This window comes from Campylobacter sp. CFSAN122748, from assembly GCF_045277125.1.
Classification (GTDB): domain Bacteria; phylum Campylobacterota; class Campylobacteria; order Campylobacterales; family Campylobacteraceae; genus Campylobacter_D; species Campylobacter_D jejuni.
The window spans coordinates 1,505,754-1,521,315 of record NZ_CP116953.1 but is presented as its reverse complement, the minus strand read 5'-3'; the positions used below and the strand labels follow the sequence as shown (position 1 = coordinate 1,521,315).

The 15,562-nt window shown below is 30.2% G+C and carries 17 protein-coding genes and 1 pseudogene; 9 read left to right on the top strand and 9 right to left on the bottom strand.

What is annotated here, in order from left to right:
* Window position 1 precedes the first annotated feature (1 nt).
* Window positions 2–451, bottom strand: coding sequence for a lipocalin family protein (locus tag OT390_RS07845; RefSeq protein ID WP_002898632.1), 450 nt, complete (start codon window positions 449–451; stop codon window positions 2–4).
* Window positions 439–785: pseudogene (gene rrpA / locus OT390_RS07840) on the bottom strand (MarR family transcription factor RrpA). The gene OT390_RS07845 and the pseudogene rrpA overlap by 13 nt, the downstream one beginning before the upstream one ends.
* 99 nt (window positions 786–884) lie before the next feature.
* Here rrpA and OT390_RS07835 point away from each other — a divergent pair.
* The gene (locus OT390_RS07835) at window positions 885–1,463 is read left to right on the top strand and encodes an NAD(P)H-dependent oxidoreductase (RefSeq protein ID WP_002898630.1); all 579 of its coding nucleotides are present in this window, start codon (window positions 885–887) and stop codon (window positions 1,461–1,463) included.
* 32 nt (window positions 1,464–1,495) lie between these two features.
* The gene (locus OT390_RS07830) at window positions 1,496–2,392 is read left to right on the top strand and encodes a DMT family transporter (RefSeq protein ID WP_052800716.1); all 897 of its coding nucleotides are present in this window, start codon (window positions 1,496–1,498) and stop codon (window positions 2,390–2,392) included.
* Here OT390_RS07830 and OT390_RS07825 read toward each other — a convergent pair.
* From OT390_RS07825 to tupA, 4 genes are all read right to left on the bottom strand, one after another.
* Window positions 2,389–3,354 (bottom strand): biotin-dependent carboxyltransferase family protein, encoded by a 966-nt coding sequence (locus tag OT390_RS07825; protein ID WP_002858255.1) that lies wholly within the window; start codon window positions 3,352–3,354, stop codon window positions 2,389–2,391. The two genes, OT390_RS07830 and OT390_RS07825, sit on opposite strands and share 4 nt — an antisense overlap.
* The gene (gene pxpB / locus OT390_RS07820; protein ID WP_032587613.1) at window positions 3,335–4,075 is read right to left on the bottom strand and encodes a 5-oxoprolinase subunit PxpB; all 741 of its coding nucleotides are present in this window, start codon (window positions 4,073–4,075) and stop codon (window positions 3,335–3,337) included. Before pxpB ends, OT390_RS07825 begins: the two co-directional genes overlap by 20 nt.
* 9 nt (window positions 4,076–4,084) lie before the next feature.
* Window positions 4,085–4,852: a LamB/YcsF family protein gene (locus OT390_RS07815; protein WP_002851457.1), complete on the bottom strand. Its 768-nt coding sequence runs from the start codon at window positions 4,850–4,852 to the stop codon at window positions 4,085–4,087.
* 141 nt (window positions 4,853–4,993) lie between these two features.
* On the bottom strand, window positions 4,994–5,803 hold the full coding sequence (gene tupA / locus OT390_RS07810; RefSeq protein WP_002851335.1) for a tungstate ABC transporter substrate-binding protein TupA: 810 nt from the start codon (window positions 5,801–5,803) through the stop codon (window positions 4,994–4,996).
* A 77-nt stretch (window positions 5,804–5,880) separates the two neighbouring features.
* On the opposite strand from tupA, the gene tupB reads away from it, so the two are divergent.
* The 7 genes from tupB (at window position 5,881) to OT390_RS07775 (ending at window position 13,474) form a co-directional block, all read left to right on the top strand.
* Window positions 5,881–6,567 (top strand): tungstate ABC transporter permease TupB, encoded by a 687-nt coding sequence (tupB, locus tag OT390_RS07805; protein ID WP_002855945.1) that lies wholly within the window; start codon window positions 5,881–5,883, stop codon window positions 6,565–6,567.
* 1 nt (window position 6,568) lies between these two features.
* Entirely contained in the window at window positions 6,569–7,564 is a 996-nt protein-coding gene (gene tupC / locus OT390_RS07800; RefSeq protein WP_032587609.1) for a tungstate ABC transporter ATP-binding protein TupC, read from the top strand.
* A gap of 138 nt (window positions 7,565–7,702) precedes the next feature.
* Entirely contained in the window at window positions 7,703–9,676 is a 1,974-nt protein-coding gene (gene acs / locus OT390_RS07795; protein ID WP_002860680.1) for an acetate--CoA ligase, read from the top strand.
* A gap of 81 nt (window positions 9,677–9,757) precedes the next feature.
* Window positions 9,758–10,582, top strand: a complete 825-nt coding sequence (gene galU, locus OT390_RS07790) for a UTP--glucose-1-phosphate uridylyltransferase GalU (RefSeq protein ID WP_406611480.1) — start codon at window positions 9,758–9,760, stop codon at window positions 10,580–10,582.
* Window positions 10,576–11,796 (top strand): glucose-6-phosphate isomerase, encoded by a 1,221-nt coding sequence (locus OT390_RS07785; RefSeq protein ID WP_002860682.1) that lies wholly within the window; start codon window positions 10,576–10,578, stop codon window positions 11,794–11,796. Before galU ends, OT390_RS07785 begins: the two co-directional genes overlap by 7 nt.
* A gap of 126 nt (window positions 11,797–11,922) precedes the next feature.
* Window positions 11,923–12,372 (top strand): DNA starvation/stationary phase protection protein, encoded by a 450-nt coding sequence (locus tag OT390_RS07780; protein ID WP_002851546.1) that lies wholly within the window; start codon window positions 11,923–11,925, stop codon window positions 12,370–12,372.
* 64 nt (window positions 12,373–12,436) lie between these two features.
* Window positions 12,437–13,474, top strand: coding sequence for a DUF4143 domain-containing protein (locus tag OT390_RS07775; RefSeq protein WP_406611479.1), 1,038 nt, complete (start codon window positions 12,437–12,439; stop codon window positions 13,472–13,474).
* On the opposite strand, the gene OT390_RS07770 is transcribed toward OT390_RS07775, so the two are convergent.
* Genes OT390_RS07770 through coaE form a run of 3 tightly spaced genes read right to left on the bottom strand, consistent with a single transcriptional unit; the run spans window position 13,471 to window position 15,528 of the window.
* Complete coding sequence (locus tag OT390_RS07770) at window positions 13,471–14,202, bottom strand: glucosaminidase domain-containing protein (RefSeq protein WP_002855377.1); 732 nt, start codon at window positions 14,200–14,202, stop codon at window positions 13,471–13,473. The genes OT390_RS07775 and OT390_RS07770 overlap by 4 nt on opposite strands.
* Window positions 14,177–14,926, bottom strand: coding sequence for a diaminopimelate epimerase (dapF, locus tag OT390_RS07765; protein ID WP_002867218.1), 750 nt, complete (start codon window positions 14,924–14,926; stop codon window positions 14,177–14,179). Before dapF ends, OT390_RS07770 begins: the two co-directional genes overlap by 26 nt.
* A complete protein-coding gene (gene coaE, locus OT390_RS07760) occupies window positions 14,923–15,528 on the bottom strand; it encodes a dephospho-CoA kinase (RefSeq protein WP_002860686.1) in 606 nt (201 codons plus the stop codon). The genes dapF and coaE overlap by 4 nt, the downstream gene beginning before the upstream one ends.
* Between the last annotated feature and the right edge of the window lie 34 nt (window positions 15,529–15,562).

The following is a 15,562-nucleotide window of genomic DNA, read 5'->3' as shown; positions in this document are numbered from 1 at the left end:
TTTAATACTTATCAAAAACTACATCGCTAACGCTAAATCCCCTTTGCTTAGCGATGTTTAAAAGCTCTTTTATACTTTTTTCGTCTATTATATTTCTTGCTAAAATCCAAAGGTATTTTTTATCAGGACTACCCACAATGGCAACTTTATACTCGCTATCAACAAAAATGATTTCATAATTTACTCTATTAAAAAGGTTCATAAAGATGTTAAATCTCACTGCTAATTGCCTATTTGAAACGATTTTTGCCTTACCTTTTATACTTGAAATTTCATTTTCTTTACTGCAAAAATTCTCAATTTCTACATAAGGAACGCCATTTTTATATTTAAGCTCGTATTTTGCCTTTGAATTTAGGCAAGATTTTTGAAAAAAGGCTGGTTTTCTAGCCATTTCAAGCCATTCTCCCATATAATTTTGTAAAGAAAGTTCGCCAATTAATTCAAGCATTTTTTTCCTTTTTGTCTTTCTCGCCCCATTTGCACATAGCTTGTAAAATGGGAATTAAACTTTGTCCGCGTTTGGATAAGCTATATTCTACCTTGGGCGGAATTTGAGCGTATTCTTTTCTGATAATTAAACCATCATTTTCTAGTTCTCTTAAGGTATTGGTTAAAGTTTTAAAAGATATGGAGCTTAAAAAGCGTTTGAGTTCATTATAACGCACGATTTCATAGCGAAATAAGCAGTATAAAATACTCATTTTATATTTTCCATTAATTAATGCTAGAGTATAGTTAAATCCACATTCTTCGAAATTGCACTGAGAATTCTCTTTAGTCATTTAACATTCCTTTAGTATAGTATCTTACTTTATTTTCTGTATTGAAAATGATATTATGCTAAGTTATAATTGTATCATAAAATTTAAAAAAGGATAAAAATGAAAAATATACTCTTGCTTAATGGCGCTAAAGAATTTGGAAATTCAAAAGGACAGCTTAATTTAACATTGCATAATCATGCTTTAGAAATTTTAAAAATATTAGGATACGAAGTAGATCAAACTCACATAGATCAAGGATATGATCCTAAAGAAGAGATACAAAAATTTATAAAAGCTGATGCTGTGATCTATCAAATGCCAGCTTGGTGGATGGGCGAGCCTTGGATAGTTAAAAAATATATCGATGAAGTGTTTGGTTTGGGTGCTGGAGTGCTTTTTAAAAATGATGGAAGAACTCATGAAAATCCTAGTAAAAACTACGGAAAAGGTGGTTTAGATCATGGTAAAAAATACATGTTTTCTCTCACTTGGAATGCACCTCTTGAAGCCTTTAATGATAAAAATGAATTTTTTGAAGGAAAGGGTGTAGATATGGTGTATTGGCATTTGCATAAGGCTCATGAATTTATAGGTATGAAAGCTTTACCAACTTTTATGTGTAATGATGTGGTAAAAAATCCTCAAGTGGAAAAATATCTAAACGAGTATGAACTACACTTGAAAAAAATTTTTTAAAAAATTTGACTTAAAAATTTCAAGGTGTAACATTGACTCGAACAAAGTATTTGTATATCTTGCTTGTTTTAGCTATGTTTTTATGGGGCTCATCTTGGCCTACTTCTAAGATTTTATCAGCTTATGCTGATACTTCTGTGATTACTTTTTGGCGTTTTTTCTTTGTTGTATTGGGTTCATTTTTTGTTTTAAACTTCTTAAAAATTCCTCTTAAAATCGAAAAAACTGCCTTAAAATGGGTATTGATAGCAGGAGTTTTAAATGGGCTTTATGCCTTTGTATTTTTTATCGCTATAAAGCACGGCTTGGCAGGCAAAGGAGGAGTTTTAGTAACCACTATGATTCCTATTTTTTCTTATTTGATATTTATGATAGCGATATTTTTTCAAAAAAACAAAAAATCAACTCACAAGATCACAAAGAGTGAAATTCTAGGCTTATTTTTAGGTTTATTATCTGGATTTTGTTTGCTAAATTTAGGGAGTTTAGAAGATTTATTTGGTAAATTTAATATTTTATTTTTAACTTGTTCTTTTATTTGGGCTTTGATGGCAGTGTTTAATCATAAAGCCAAAGGAGCTCACCCTTTGGCGATTAACTTTTATATTAATCTCATTTCTGTTTTAATGTTTTCTTGGGTATTGTTTGATGTAAAAAGTTATGAAATTTTTCATTTTGAATTTAAATTTTGGATCAGTATGTTTGTCGTGGCTTTTTTATCAACTATTATAGGAACTAGTATTTATTATTACGGGATTCACATTTTAGGAAGCGTTAAGGCAAATTCTTTTGTTTTAATCACTCCTGCTAGTGCTTTAATTTGCAGTTATTTTATACTAGACGAGGTGCCAAATGCACTTACCTTGTTAGGTTGTGCCTTGGCTATAGGTGCTATATATTTTATCAATATTTATGGTAAAAAAGCTTAGATTAAATTTTCAAAATCAAGATTGATTTTTTGATCCATAGCTTTAAATTTCATTTCTCTTTGTTTATAAAGTTCTAAGGCTTCTTGCATGCTAATGCTTTGAAATTTAAAGCTAGAACCTAACTTAGCTTGTGCGAGTAAGCTTAGATCATTTTCTATAACCGTGGCTATTTTTGTATAGCCTCCTGTGCTTTGTCTTCCTGCCATTAAAATGATAGGAATACCACTTTTTGGCACTTGTATACTTCCAAAAACCGCAGGATCTGAGATGATATCTGCTGAGTTTTTATGCTCTATACTTTCACTAGATTCTGCATAAATTGCCATTCTATCGCTTTTTAAACCTACTTTATAAGTAGTATTTAAAAAGGTTTCTATACCTTTTTGGGTAAAAGCATCTTCATTTGTTCCTAAAATAACGCGTATAATAGGCTCTTTAGGGCTTTTAAAAAGAGGATTTTCACATTCTCTAGCTTCTAAATTAAAAGGTATAAAAGTATTATGAGTATTTAAAATATCATCTTTTTGCAAAGCTCTTCCTTCAAAAACTCCAGCTCCCATTTTAGCATCACTGGATTTAGAGTTTAAAAAACTTTTTACTTCAAAGCCACCCGCTACGCATAAATACCCACGAAAACCTATTTTTGCTAAATCAAGTTCTAAAATATCGCCTTTATTTGCTTGATATACTTTGCAAGTTTTGATTTTTTGATTATCAAGCTTTGCCTCAAATTCAGCTCCACTTAAAACAAAATAATTCTCATCTAAAAATTCGTATTTTCCACCCTTTAAACAAAGCTCAATTCCTGCTTCATCTTGTTTGTTTCCAAGCAAGATATTTGCCATTCTTAAAGCATCTTCATCCATAGCTCCACTTCTTGCTATGCCAAATTTAGCAAATTTTTTTCTACCAAAGTCTTGCAAACTTGAATTTATAGATGCTTCAATGATTTTTATACTCATAAATTTCCTTTTGATAGACTTTTTTAGCAACTTGCTCTTGGATATCGAAAAATTCATCTTTTGAAATGGCTTTAAATTTTAAAAACATACCCGCTTTTAAAAGAGTGGGATTTTTTTCATCTTCTTTATCAAAAAATTCCAAAGGTGTTCTAGCAATGATTTGCCAACCCCCTGGACTTGATATGGGATAAACTCCTGTTTGTTTATCGGCTATACCTACACTTCCAGCTTCTATTTTTGCTCTAGGGCTTGAAAGGCGTGGGGTAAAAAGTCTTTCATCTAAACCTCCAAGATAAGGAAAACCTGCCATAAAACCTAGCATAAAAACAAGATAATAAGGTTTAGTGTGAAGAGATATAAGCTCTTCTTTTGAAATTTGATTGTGTTTGCACACAAATTCTAAATCCAGCCCAAATTCTTCATCATAACAAAGTGGAACTTCTATACAAAGACTTGAGTTTTGCTCCGTAAGTTTGATATCCTTTTTAATTTTTTCCAAAAAATCAAGCAAAGAATTTAAAGAAAGCACGCAAGGATTAAAGTATATCAACAAACTTGCATAAGTACTTACCAACTCATCAATACCATAAATTTCACCTTTTTTTAGGGCTTTTTGTATCCTTTGTTCTGTGCTTAAAACATAGGCATTGATTTGAGGTGAAATTTCTTGCTCAAAACGCAAAAGCAAAGCTTTACTTCCACTAAAATGCACACTAAACATTGCTAAAACTTATATAAAATTTTCCAAAGCACAAATTTGAATTTGCTCTTTTTTTAAATTTTCTTTGATTTTTTTAACAAATTCTAAAGCTTTTGCATTATCCCCATGAACACAAATACTATCGGCTTTTAAATCAATTTCTTTGCCATTTATGCTTGTAACTTTGCTTTCTTTTATCATTTTTATCACGCGTTTGATAGCTAAATTTTCATCGTGTATTAACGCCCCTTCTAATTTTCTTGAAACTAAAGTGCCATCATCATTATAGGCACGATCTGCAAAAACTTCATTAGCATATCTTAAACCCTTTTTCTTAGCTGCTTCATTCATAGCAGAATTACTAAGCCCTAGAAAAATAATATTTTCATCAAAACTCGCCACTGCCTCACAAAGTGCTAAGGCTAAATTTTCATCAATAGCTGCCATATTATAAAGCGCCCCATGGGCTTTAAAATGCTGTATTTTCATACCTTTTGCCTTAGCAAAGCCAAATAAAGCTCCTAGTTGATACAAGGCATAGTTTTTAGCCTCTTCAAAGCTTATTTGCATATTGCGTCTTCCAAAACCCAAAAGATCAGGATAAGATGGATGTGCTCCTATGCAAACACCATTTTGCTTGGCTAAATTTAAGGTTTCATCCATCACACAAGGATCACCCGCATGAAAGCCACAAGCGACATTTACTGAACTTACAAATTTTAAAATTTCTTCATCCATTCCCATTTTATAGGCGCCAAAACTTTCCCCTAAATCACTATTTAAATCCACTTTGAACATTATTTGACCTTGTATATTTAATTATTGATTTTATTATATCTAAAGAAGAATTTTAAATAAGCTAAAAGTTTTGAAAAATAAATAAAAAAGTTACAATAAGTAAAAAATGATATTTTAAGCAGGTTAAAACCTGCTTAATTTTTAGTCTTTTCTTGTTTTTGCATCAATTACAAATAAAGGTTTATTAAGAAGTTTAAAATCAGCAATGAAATTTAAAGTCTTATCACTTGTTACCCATTTGATAAATTTACTAGCTTCTGTATAATTTACATTTTTACAATGCTTAGGATTTGTCGCTATAACAGAATAAAAATTTTTAAGACTATCATCGCCTTCATTTACAATGACTAAGTTTGGTTTGCCTTTTTCATTGGCTTCATATTTGATATAAGTACCACGATCGGTTAAAATCACACCTTTTTTTTCTTCAGCAATTTTAATGCTTGCTAACATACCTTGTCCGCTTTGTTGATACCAGCTTTGCTTTTCAGGAACACCGCCAAGATTTTTCCAAAGGCTTTTTTCTTTATTGTCAGTGCCTGATTTATCGCCTCTTGAGATGAAAGTAAGCTTTTCATTTTTGATAAGTTCTAAGCTTTCTTTTAAATTTTTACCTTTAAATTTAGAAGCTAAAGATTTATCTGCGATGATGATAAAATCATTATACATCACAGGAGTTCTATCTACACCAAAGCCTTTTTTCATAAATTCTTTTTCAGCCTTTGGAGAATGCACAAAAAGCACATCAGCATTGCAATCTTCACCCATTTTTAAAGCCGCACCTGTTCCTACGGCAACCCATTTTAAGGTATTGCCACTTTCTTTTTCATAAAGAGGTTTTAGAGCATCTAAAAGTCCTGTATTGTCAGTGCTTGTTGTAGTTGCCATTTTAAGTTCTGCTGCACTTGCACTTAAAGCTAAAGCAAGGGCTAAAGAAATGATTTTTTTCATTTTTTTTCCTTATAAATTTACATAAAAAATATTTTAGCATAATTATGCTAAAATTACTTATTTTAAAAAGGATATTTTTGGATTATATTTTTGATGGTTTTAAACAGGCTTTATTTTTACTTTTCAATGCTGATGAAAGCGTAATTTCAGCTATAAAAACTACACTTTTAAGCTCAAGTATTTCTATAGTTTTAGCTTTGCTTATAGGTTTTCCTTTGGGATTTATCTTAGGTTTTTTTGATTTTAAATTCAAATGCTTTATAAAACTTATCATAGATACTAGCCTTTCTTTTCCAACAGTTGCAGTAGGACTTATACTTTATGCACTGATTTCAAGTCGAGGACCTTTGGGAGAATTTGGACTACTTTTTACTATAAAGGCTTTAATTTTAGGGCAGTTTATCTTAGCACTTCCTATAGTGATCGCACTTTTTTCAAATTTGATAGAAAATATGAATAAAAAACATTTTTTACTTATAAAATCTTTTCACCTAAGTCCTTTAAAACTTGTTTTAACGATGATTTATGAATTACGCTTTGCTTTGATTAGCGTCGTTGCACTAGCTTATGGACGCATTGTAGCAGAAGTAGGGGTAGCGATGATAGTAGGTGGAAATATCAAATACGACACTAGAACCATAACCACAGCTATTTCACTTGAAACTAACAAAGGCGAATTTGCTAGCGGTATAGCTTTGGCTTTGGTTTTAATTCTCATTGCCTTTTGTTTAAATTTCATCACACACAAACTCAAAAGAACATAAAATGATAGAAATTTCTAATCTTTTTTTCAACTATCAAAACAAAGAAGTTTTAAAAATCAAAAATTTAAAACTTGATACGAGTAAAATTAGCATCTTAATGGGAGCGAATGGAAGTGGAAAATCTACATTTTTAAGAATATTAAAATTTTTAGAAGGAGATTTTTCAAAAAATATTTCTTATTTTGGAAATTTTAAACTTAATAATAAACAAAAGCGTGAAATTTATTTGCTTTTTCCAGAGCCTATTTTGTTAAATCGTAGTGTAAGGGCAAATTTTTTATTTACCTTAAAAACTTATGGGATTAAAGAAGATATTGAAGAACGCATAAAAGAAAGTTTGATGTTTTTAAATTTAGATGAAAGTCTTTTAAGTAAACATCCTAATGAACTTTCATCAGGACAAAGTCAAAAAATAGCTTTTGCTATAGCTTTAAGCGTAAGAGCGAAGTATTATTTACTTGATGAACCAAGTGCTTTTTTGGATAAAAATACTACACTTTTATTTAAAAAAGCTATTCTTAAAATGCATGAAAATTTCAATACAGGTTTTTTAATCGCAAGTCATGATAAACATTTTTTAGATTCTTTGGCGCAAAAAAAACTTTATTTGCACAGTGGAGAAATTTTAGAATTTGAAAATACTAATGTTTTTGAACTAGAAAATCAAGGTGTGAAATTTTGTAATTTTATAGATTTTAGTAATTGTAAAAAATATAAAGATTTTAAAAAACCTCCAAGTAAAATTGCTATTGATCCTTATAAAATTTCTTTTTTTAATTCTAAAAATATTCCAAAAAATAATTATGATTTTATTTTAGAAAAATGTTATATTATAGCACTTAGAAGTAGGAAAAGTGATGTTTTTATAAGGGTAAGTTGTATGGATAAAATTTTAGAATTTGCCTTGGAAAAACAAGAATTTTTAAGATTCGATTTAAAATTATACGAAGAACTCAGTCTTTATTTTTATGAAGATGCAATATGTTTCTTAAATTAACATACATTATAAAATTTAAATAAAATATTACAAATATTCCCATTTTTTATAAAATTTATCTTAATTATTTTTTAAATTTGTATTTAATACAAATAAACTCTTATATAATGTTTAAAAATAACTATATAAGGAGTTTTTATGCTTAATCAAAATAATCAAGAGCTTTTTAAGCCAAGTAAAGAATTTTCTCGTAATGCTCGTATAAAAAATTTATGTGAATACTATGATTTATGCGATGAAGCCAAGGAAGATTTTGAAGGTTTTTGGAAAAGACAAGCATTTGAGAAGATTGAGTGGTTTTCGCCTTTTTCAAGAGTGCTAAATGAGGATAAAGCTCCATTTTATAAATGGTTTGAAGGTGGAACTTTAAATGTAAGTTATCAATGTCTTGATCGTCATATGAAAACAAGACGCAATAAAGCTGCTTTGATTTTTGAAGGTGAAATGGGGGATTATGAAGTTTATACTTATAGAAGATTATTGCATGAAACTTGCAAGGCGGCCAATTTGCTTAAAAAATTCGGAGTAAAAAAAGGCGATAGGGTTGTAATTTATATGCCTATGATTCCAGAAACAGCTATAGTAATGTTAGCTTGTGCAAGGATTGGGGCTATTCATAGTGTAGTATTTGGAGGGTTTTCTCCTGAAGCCTTAAGAGATAGAATTATAGATGCAGGAGCTAAACTTGTAGTAACGGCTGATGGTGCTTTTCGTCGTGGCAAACCTTATATGTTAAAACCTGCAGTAGATAAGGCTTTAAGTGAAGGGTGTGAAAGTGTAGAAAAAGTACTTATAGTTATACGCAATAATGAACCTATAGAATATATTAAAGGAAGGGACTATGTTTATAACGAACTTGTGAAAAATGAGTCTTATAAGTGTGAACCCGAAATTATGGATAGTGAGGATTTGTTGTTTTTGCTTTACACTTCAGGATCAACGGGCAAGCCAAAAGGAGTTATGCATGCAAGTGCAGGATATATACTTTGGGCACAAATGACTATGGAATGGGTTTTTGATATTAAAGATTATGATAATTATTGGTGTAGTGCTGATGTGGGTTGGATTACAGGACATACTTATGTAGTTTATGGGCCTTTAGCATGTGGAGCAACGACTATAATGCATGAAGGAACTCCTACTTATCCAAATTCTGGGCGTTGGTGGAGAATGATAGAAGAGTATCAAATAAGCAAATTCTACACTTCGCCAACTGCTATAAGAATGCTTCATGCTGATGCACCTGATGAGCCAAGAAAATATGATTTAAGTACGCTTGAAGTGCTTGGAACGGTTGGAGAGCCTATCAATCCTAGTGCTTGGAAGTGGTTTTATGATGAAATAGGGGGAACTAAAAGTCCTATAGTCGATACTTGGTGGCAAACAGAAACAGGTGGGCATATGATCACGCCTTTACCAGGCGCTACTCCTTTAAAACCAGGTTGTGCTACCTTGCCTTTGCCAGGAATTTTTGCAGAAGTTATTGATGAAGAAGGCAATAAAAAAGATGAAGGTGAAGATGGATTGCTTTGTATAACCAAACCTTGGCCTTCGATGATTCGTGGAATTTGGGGTAATGATGAACGCTATATAGAAAGTTATTTTTCTCAAGCTAGAAAAGATGGAAAAGCTGTATATTTTAGTGGCGATGGTGCTTTTTATGATAAAAATGGTTATATTACCATCACAGGAAGAACAGATGATGTGGTTAATGTTGCAGGACATCGTATAGGAACGGCTGAAATTGAAAGCGCTATTGCTAAACATCCAAGTGTAGCAGAATCAGCTGTAGTGAGTATTTTGGATGTGATTAAGGGTGAGTCATTGTTTGCTTTTGTGGTTTTAAGTCCTGCATCCAGTTGTGATCTTGGCGGAGCTATAGAAACTTTAAAAGAACTTAATGACATTTTAAGAGTAGAAATAGGACCTATAGCTAAAATAGAAAAAATTCTTTATACTCCAGGTTTGCCAAAAACTAGAAGTGGTAAAATAATGAGAAGAATTTTAAGAACTATAGCAAGAGGTGAAGAAATCAAACAGGATATTTCAACACTTGAAGATTCTAAAGTAGTAGAAACCATTGTTAAATTAGCTAAGGCAGAGTTTGAATAACAAGGCAAAAAGAACTTTGCCTTGTTGCATGAAAATTCATAAAAATAAGCTATAATGATAAAAAAATAAAAGGAAATTTTTATGCTTCAAACTTGTATTTTCCCTGCGGCAGGTTATGGGACGAGATTTTTACCTGCAACAAAAACTTTACCTAAAGAGATGTTACCTATCTTAACCAAGCCTTTGATCCATTATGGAGTTGATGAAGCTTTAGAAGCAGGAATGGAAAATATGGGATTTGTCACAGGGCGTGGAAAAAGAGCTTTGGAGGATTATTTTGATATTTCTTATGAACTTGAACATCAAATTTCAGGTACAAAAAAAGAATACTTACTTGATGAAATTCGCTCTTTGATCAATCGTTGTACCTTTACTTTTACAAGACAAAATCAAATGAAAGGCTTAGGTGATGCGGTTTTAAAAGGTAGACCTTTGGTTGGCGATGAAGCTTTTGGCATAATTTTGGCTGATGATTTGTGTGTTAATGAAGAAGGCTTAAATGTTATGGCTCAAATGGTAAAAATTTATGAAAAATATCGCTGCACCATCATAGCTGTGATGGAAGTACCAAAAGAGCAAGTTTCAAACTATGGAGTAATTTCTGGAAATTTTGTAGAAGAAAATCTTATCATGGTTAATTCTATGATAGAAAAACCAAGTCCTGATGAAGCTCCAAGTAATCTTGCTATCATAGGAAGATATATTTTAACTCCTGATATTTTTGGAATTTTAGAAAATACTAAAGCGGGAAAAAATGGTGAAGTCCAACTTACCGACGCGCTTTTAACTCAAGCAACCAATGGTATGGTTTTAGCTTATAAATTTCAAGGAAAACGCTTTGATTGTGGAAGTGTAGAAGGCTTTGTAGAAGCGACAAATTATTTTTACGAGAAAAGTAAATGTTAAACAATACACTTTTTTTTAAGCAAAGTGAAATTCACACTATAAGTTCTTATGCAAATCGTATTAATGATGAGGTAAAAAGTGGAGATATAGGGTATTATCATCTTATTGATACAAGTTTGAATTTAATCGATGAGAGTTTGGCTTTTATCAAAGACAAAGAACACATAAAAAATATCGTTTTAGTGGGAATGGGTGGTTCAAGTTGTGGTGTAAAAGCCTTGCGTGATATGCTTTTTAATGAAAAAAGCAACCAAAGAGAACTTTTTATACTCGATAACACAAGTTCACATTCTTTTAATAAGACTTTAGAAAAAATCAAGCTTGAGGAAAGTTTGTTTTTAATCATCAGCAAAACAGGTAGTACTATAGAAGTTGTATCGCTTTTTAAACTTCTTATTGAACATTTTAAACTTGATATGCAAGAATTAAAAAAATACTTTGTTTTTATTACCGATAAGGATTCAAAACTTCATCAAGAAGGTGAAAATTTAGGTATTAAATGCTTTTTTATCCCTGCAAATGTAGGAGGTCGTTTTAGCATACTTTCAGCCGTAGGTATAGTTCCGCTTTGTTTTTGTGGCTATAATGCCAAAGCTCTTTTAGAAGGAGCTAAAGCTTGTTTTGAAGATTTTTTTACTCATAAAAAAGATGAAATTTTACAAAAAGCCTATCATTATTGCACACACAAAAATGCCAATATCAATGTACTTTTTTCATATAGTGATGCTTTTAAAGGCTTTAATGAATGGTATATCCAGCTTATTGCTGAAAGTTTAGGTAAAAAGCAAGGCTATAAACGTATAGGTTTAACTCCTATTGCACTCATTGGAGCAAGAGATCAGCATAGTTTTTTACAACTCATTATGGATGGACCTAAAAATAAAACTGTAACTTTTTTAAAAATCAAAGACGCTCAAAAAGCACCTATTATCCCTGATATTCATTTTAAATTTTTAGATTCTTTAAGTAATAAAGTCAATCTTCACGAACTTTTAAACGCTCAATGTAATGCAACTATGCACGCTTTAATCGCTGAAAATTTGAGTGTTGATGTGATAGAACTTGAAAAACTTGATGCTTGGCATGCGGGATATTTGATGTATTATTATGAACTTTTTACTTCAACTTGCGGTGTTATGCTAGGGATTAACACCTATGATCAACCTGGTGTGGAAGTTGGAAAGTTGATCTTAAAAAATATATTAAATTCTTAATCAAAATTCATTAAAAAAGAGTATAATAATTTTAAGTTAAAATTATAATAAAAATTTTTAATTAATAATAATTATTATTTAAGAATTTTATGTTATAATTTTAAAAATTAAAAAAAGGAGTCAATCATGTCAGTTACAAAACAATTATTACAAATGCAAGCAGATGCTCATCATCTATGGGTTAAATTTCATAATTATCACTGGAATGTAAAAGGTTTGCAATTTTTTTCTATACACGAGTACACAGAAAAAGCTTATGAAGAAATGGCAGAACTTTTTGATAGTTGTGCTGAAAGAGTTTTACAACTTGGCGAAAAAGCTATCACTTGCCAAAAAGTTTTAATGGAAAATGCAAAAAGTCCAAAAGTTGCAAAAGATTGCTTTACTCCGCTTGAAGTCATAGAACTGATCAAACAAGATTATGAATATCTTTTAGCAGAATTTAAAAAACTCAATGAAGCAGCAGAAAAAGAAAGTGATACCACAACAGCTGCTTTTGCGCAAGAAAATATTGCAAAATATGAAAAAAGTCTTTGGATGATAGGTGCTACTTTACAGGGTGCTTGCAAAATGTAATTTAAGGGGCTTTATGCCCCAATTATACAAACTAGGTTATAATATCCTTTTTTAAAGGATAAAATTGAAAGTACTTAATTTTTTTTATGAAAATCACCCTAAATTTGAAGTAAGTTATGAAAGAAAAAATCAAATTTCAAAACTAAATATTATCATAAAAGGCCCACGATTTTGTGGTAAAAAAACACTTATTTTTAATTTTTTATCTCAATTTAAAGCAAGTGAAATTTTGTTTTTAGATTTATATGATACACGCTTTGAAAAACAAAGTTTAGAAAGACTTGCTGATTTTCTGAATGAAAATTTACAAATTAAAATTCTTTGCCTTTATAATTTGGATTTTATCCCTAATTTAGAAAAAATTAAAATTCCCATCATCTTAAGTACAAATATAAAAGATTTAAATATAAATGGGTTTGAAGAGCTTGAACTTGATTATTTTGATTTTGAAGAATTTATTAGTGTAAGTAAGAAAAATTTACCTATAAATAATTTAGTAGGTCTTTTTTTACAAAGTGGACGCAGTAAATTTGGAGAAAAAAACATACTTCTAAGACAAAGCTTTACTCTTTTAGAATTAGAAATTTTAAAGTATTTAGCTTTAAATTTGGGTCAGCAAATCAGTATTTCTAAGATATTTATAGAACTTAAAAAAAGATTAAAAACTTCAAAAGATAGTGTTTATCAAGCTATAAAAAAATTAGAAAATACTTATGTGATCTATACTTTAAAACATGATGAAAAAAAACTTCAAAAGATTTATTTTAAAGATTTTGGCCTAAGAAATAATCTTTGTATTTCAAAGGATTTTTCGCATTTATTTGAAAATTTAGTTTTAAGCGAGTTGTTTAAATTTAAAGAAGATTTTTTTTATAACAAATACTTTAACTTTTATAGCCAAATATCTAAAATTGCTTATATTTCAAGTCCAACTTTAGATATTGATTTGATTAAATTACGTGCTAAGAAAATTTTACCAAAGGCTTTAGAACTTGGAATTTTTCATGTGATTTTTATCACTCTTTCAAGCGAGGATAGTTTTTTTGAGCAAGGGGTTAAATTTGAAGTCATATCTTTTGATAAATTTTCACTTGGATTTTAGGTGTTGTTTGAGTTTGTATCGTATTTTTCAAGGTTGTATCGTTTGATGATTTTTGTAATAAGATTGATATAATATCCCTTGCGTTCAGAATAAGAATCTAAAGTTTTAATAGCCTCTAGTCCTGTTATCTCTTTGCCTTCGCTTGCAAATTTAGCTCTTGCATCGCGAAACTTTTCATAAGCAAAATGACGATTTAAATTTAAAACATAAGAGTAAACACTATCTTGCAGACTATCAAAAATCTTAATTTTATGTTTTTTATCTGGATGTCTTAAATCAGGAATTAAACCTTTCTCACCCCAAGTCCATTCTCCAAAAAGATTATTTGCTTCTCTTGCGAAGCGACTTGTACCTGTAGCACTTTCAACTAAAGCTTGGGCTATACCCATGGATTTTGGAATTTTTTGAATACGTTTTTTATATTCTGCAAAATCATAAAGATTTTCAATGCGATATTTGTTTTTTATCGTGATAAGTTTTTCAAGATTTGTTTGATTTGAAGTCCTAAAGCCTGTTTTGTAAGCATCTTTAAAAAAGGCTTCGATAAAAGCTCTTTCTTGTTCAATTTTTTTAAAGCTTTGATCAAACATTTCATTCATTTTTATAAAAAAAATTTGTCTTTTTTGATCTATATCAAGTTTGTAATATTCCTCTCCAAAGCCATTTTTTAGATCATCAGCAAAAAGTGGGATTAGAAAAAGACTAAGAAAAATTATAATTGGCTTCAAAACAATACTTTACCTTTCCTTCAAAAAACAATTCTTCATTTTTATATGTAAACCCAACCTCTTCACCACTTTTAGGAGTTATTTTAACTTTATTTTGTACTTTTTTATTTAAAAATGCCAGATAAAAACAAGCCCCCATTCCTGTGCCACAAGCTAAGGTTTCATCTTCAACTCCGCGTTCATAGGTACGAACTTTTAAATGATTTTCATCTAAAATTTTTACAAAATTAACATTGGCATTATATTTTTGTCTCATTTTTTGACAAAGTATTGTATCAAATTCATCTAAATTTTGACAAAAATGCACTAGATGTGGAACTCCAGTGTCGCAAAGTTGCCAAGTTTTTCCTAATTCTTCAAAAGTATTTTGCACGCTTTTTATTTTGCCTAAAGATACTTCAACTTTATCTTGATTTACCTTTGCTTTTATTATTCCTGCACCGGTTAAAAAACTCATGTTAGGATTTATTTTGTTAATATGATGTGCAAAATGTGCCGCAGCCCTTGAGCCATTGCCACACATAGCAGCCCTTGAGCCATCGTTATTATAAAATTCCCATTCAAAGTCGTATTTTTCATGAGGCAATATCACGATAAAGCCATCCCCACCTATGCCCTCATAACGATTGCAAAGTTCTTTAGCTAAAGCACTTCTATCTTCTTTTCTATCAGCATTTGTTATGACAAAATCATTCCCACTTGCACAATATTTATAAAATTTCACATTTTTCCTTTAGAAATTTCTTGTATTACTTTAACACATTCTTGCCTAAAATCGACATAAGAATTAGTATTTTTAATGATAAAATCTGCTTTTTTAAGTTTTTCTTCAATATCTATTTGAGAATCAAGTCTCACTTTTGCAGCTTCTAAGCTGAGCTTATCTCTTTGCATGATTCTTTTAAGGCTTAATTCTTTAGGTGTGTAAATTACAATGACTTTGCCTAAATTTTCATAAGCACCGCTTTCAAAAAAAAGAGGAATTTCTACAAAAAAAGCTTTATTTTCTTTATCTAGAATTTGCATTTGTTCTAAAATTTTAGCTCGAATTTTAGGATGAGTGAAATTTTCTAAGGTTTTTTTAGCTTCTTTGTTGTTAAAAACAATTTCTCCAAGGATTTTTCTATCGATTTTCTTTTCTTTTGTGAGTAAATTTTTTAAGTTAAAGGGAGAAAAAATCTTTTCAAGTTCTAAAGCATTTTCATCTAAAATTTTATGAGCAATTTTATCTGCACTAATGCTTTTAAAGCCTAAAGAATTCGCTATTTCTATAAAAGTGCTTTTACCACAAGCAATTGAAGCGGTTACAAAAAAAGCATTTTTCATCTTATGCCTTATTAAAACTTTTTTCGTTAAAATA

Excerpts from the sequence above, each read along its gene's own strand:
- OT390_RS07780 (WP_002851546.1), top strand. The coding sequence starts at position 11,923 with ATGTCAGTTACAAAACAATTATTACAAATGCAAGCAGATGCTCATCAT.
- tupC (WP_032587609.1), top strand. The coding sequence starts at position 6,569 with ATGATAGAAATTTCTAATCTTTTTTTCAACTATCAAAACAAAGAAGTT.
- pxpB (WP_032587613.1), bottom strand. The coding sequence starts at position 4,075 with ATGTTTAGTGTGCATTTTAGTGGAAGTAAAGCTTTGCTTTTGCGTTTT.
- OT390_RS07835 (WP_002898630.1), top strand. The coding sequence starts at position 885 with ATGAAAAATATACTCTTGCTTAATGGCGCTAAAGAATTTGGAAATTCA.
- OT390_RS07785 (WP_002860682.1), top strand. The coding sequence starts at position 10,576 with ATGTTAAACAATACACTTTTTTTTAAGCAAAGTGAAATTCACACTATA.
- galU (WP_406611480.1), top strand. The coding sequence starts at position 9,758 with ATGCTTCAAACTTGTATTTTCCCTGCGGCAGGTTATGGGACGAGATTT.
- OT390_RS07845 (WP_002898632.1), bottom strand. The coding sequence starts at position 451 with ATGCTTGAATTAATTGGCGAACTTTCTTTACAAAATTATATGGGAGAA.
- OT390_RS07815 (WP_002851457.1), bottom strand. The coding sequence starts at position 4,852 with ATGTTCAAAGTGGATTTAAATAGTGATTTAGGGGAAAGTTTTGGCGCC.
- coaE (WP_002860686.1), bottom strand. The coding sequence starts at position 15,528 with ATGAAAAATGCTTTTTTTGTAACCGCTTCAATTGCTTGTGGTAAAAGC.
- OT390_RS07825 (WP_002858255.1), bottom strand. The coding sequence starts at position 3,354 with ATGAGTATAAAAATCATTGAAGCATCTATAAATTCAAGTTTGCAAGAC.
- acs (WP_002860680.1), top strand. The coding sequence starts at position 7,703 with ATGCTTAATCAAAATAATCAAGAGCTTTTTAAGCCAAGTAAAGAATTT.
- tupA (WP_002851335.1), bottom strand. The coding sequence starts at position 5,803 with ATGAAAAAAATCATTTCTTTAGCCCTTGCTTTAGCTTTAAGTGCAAGT.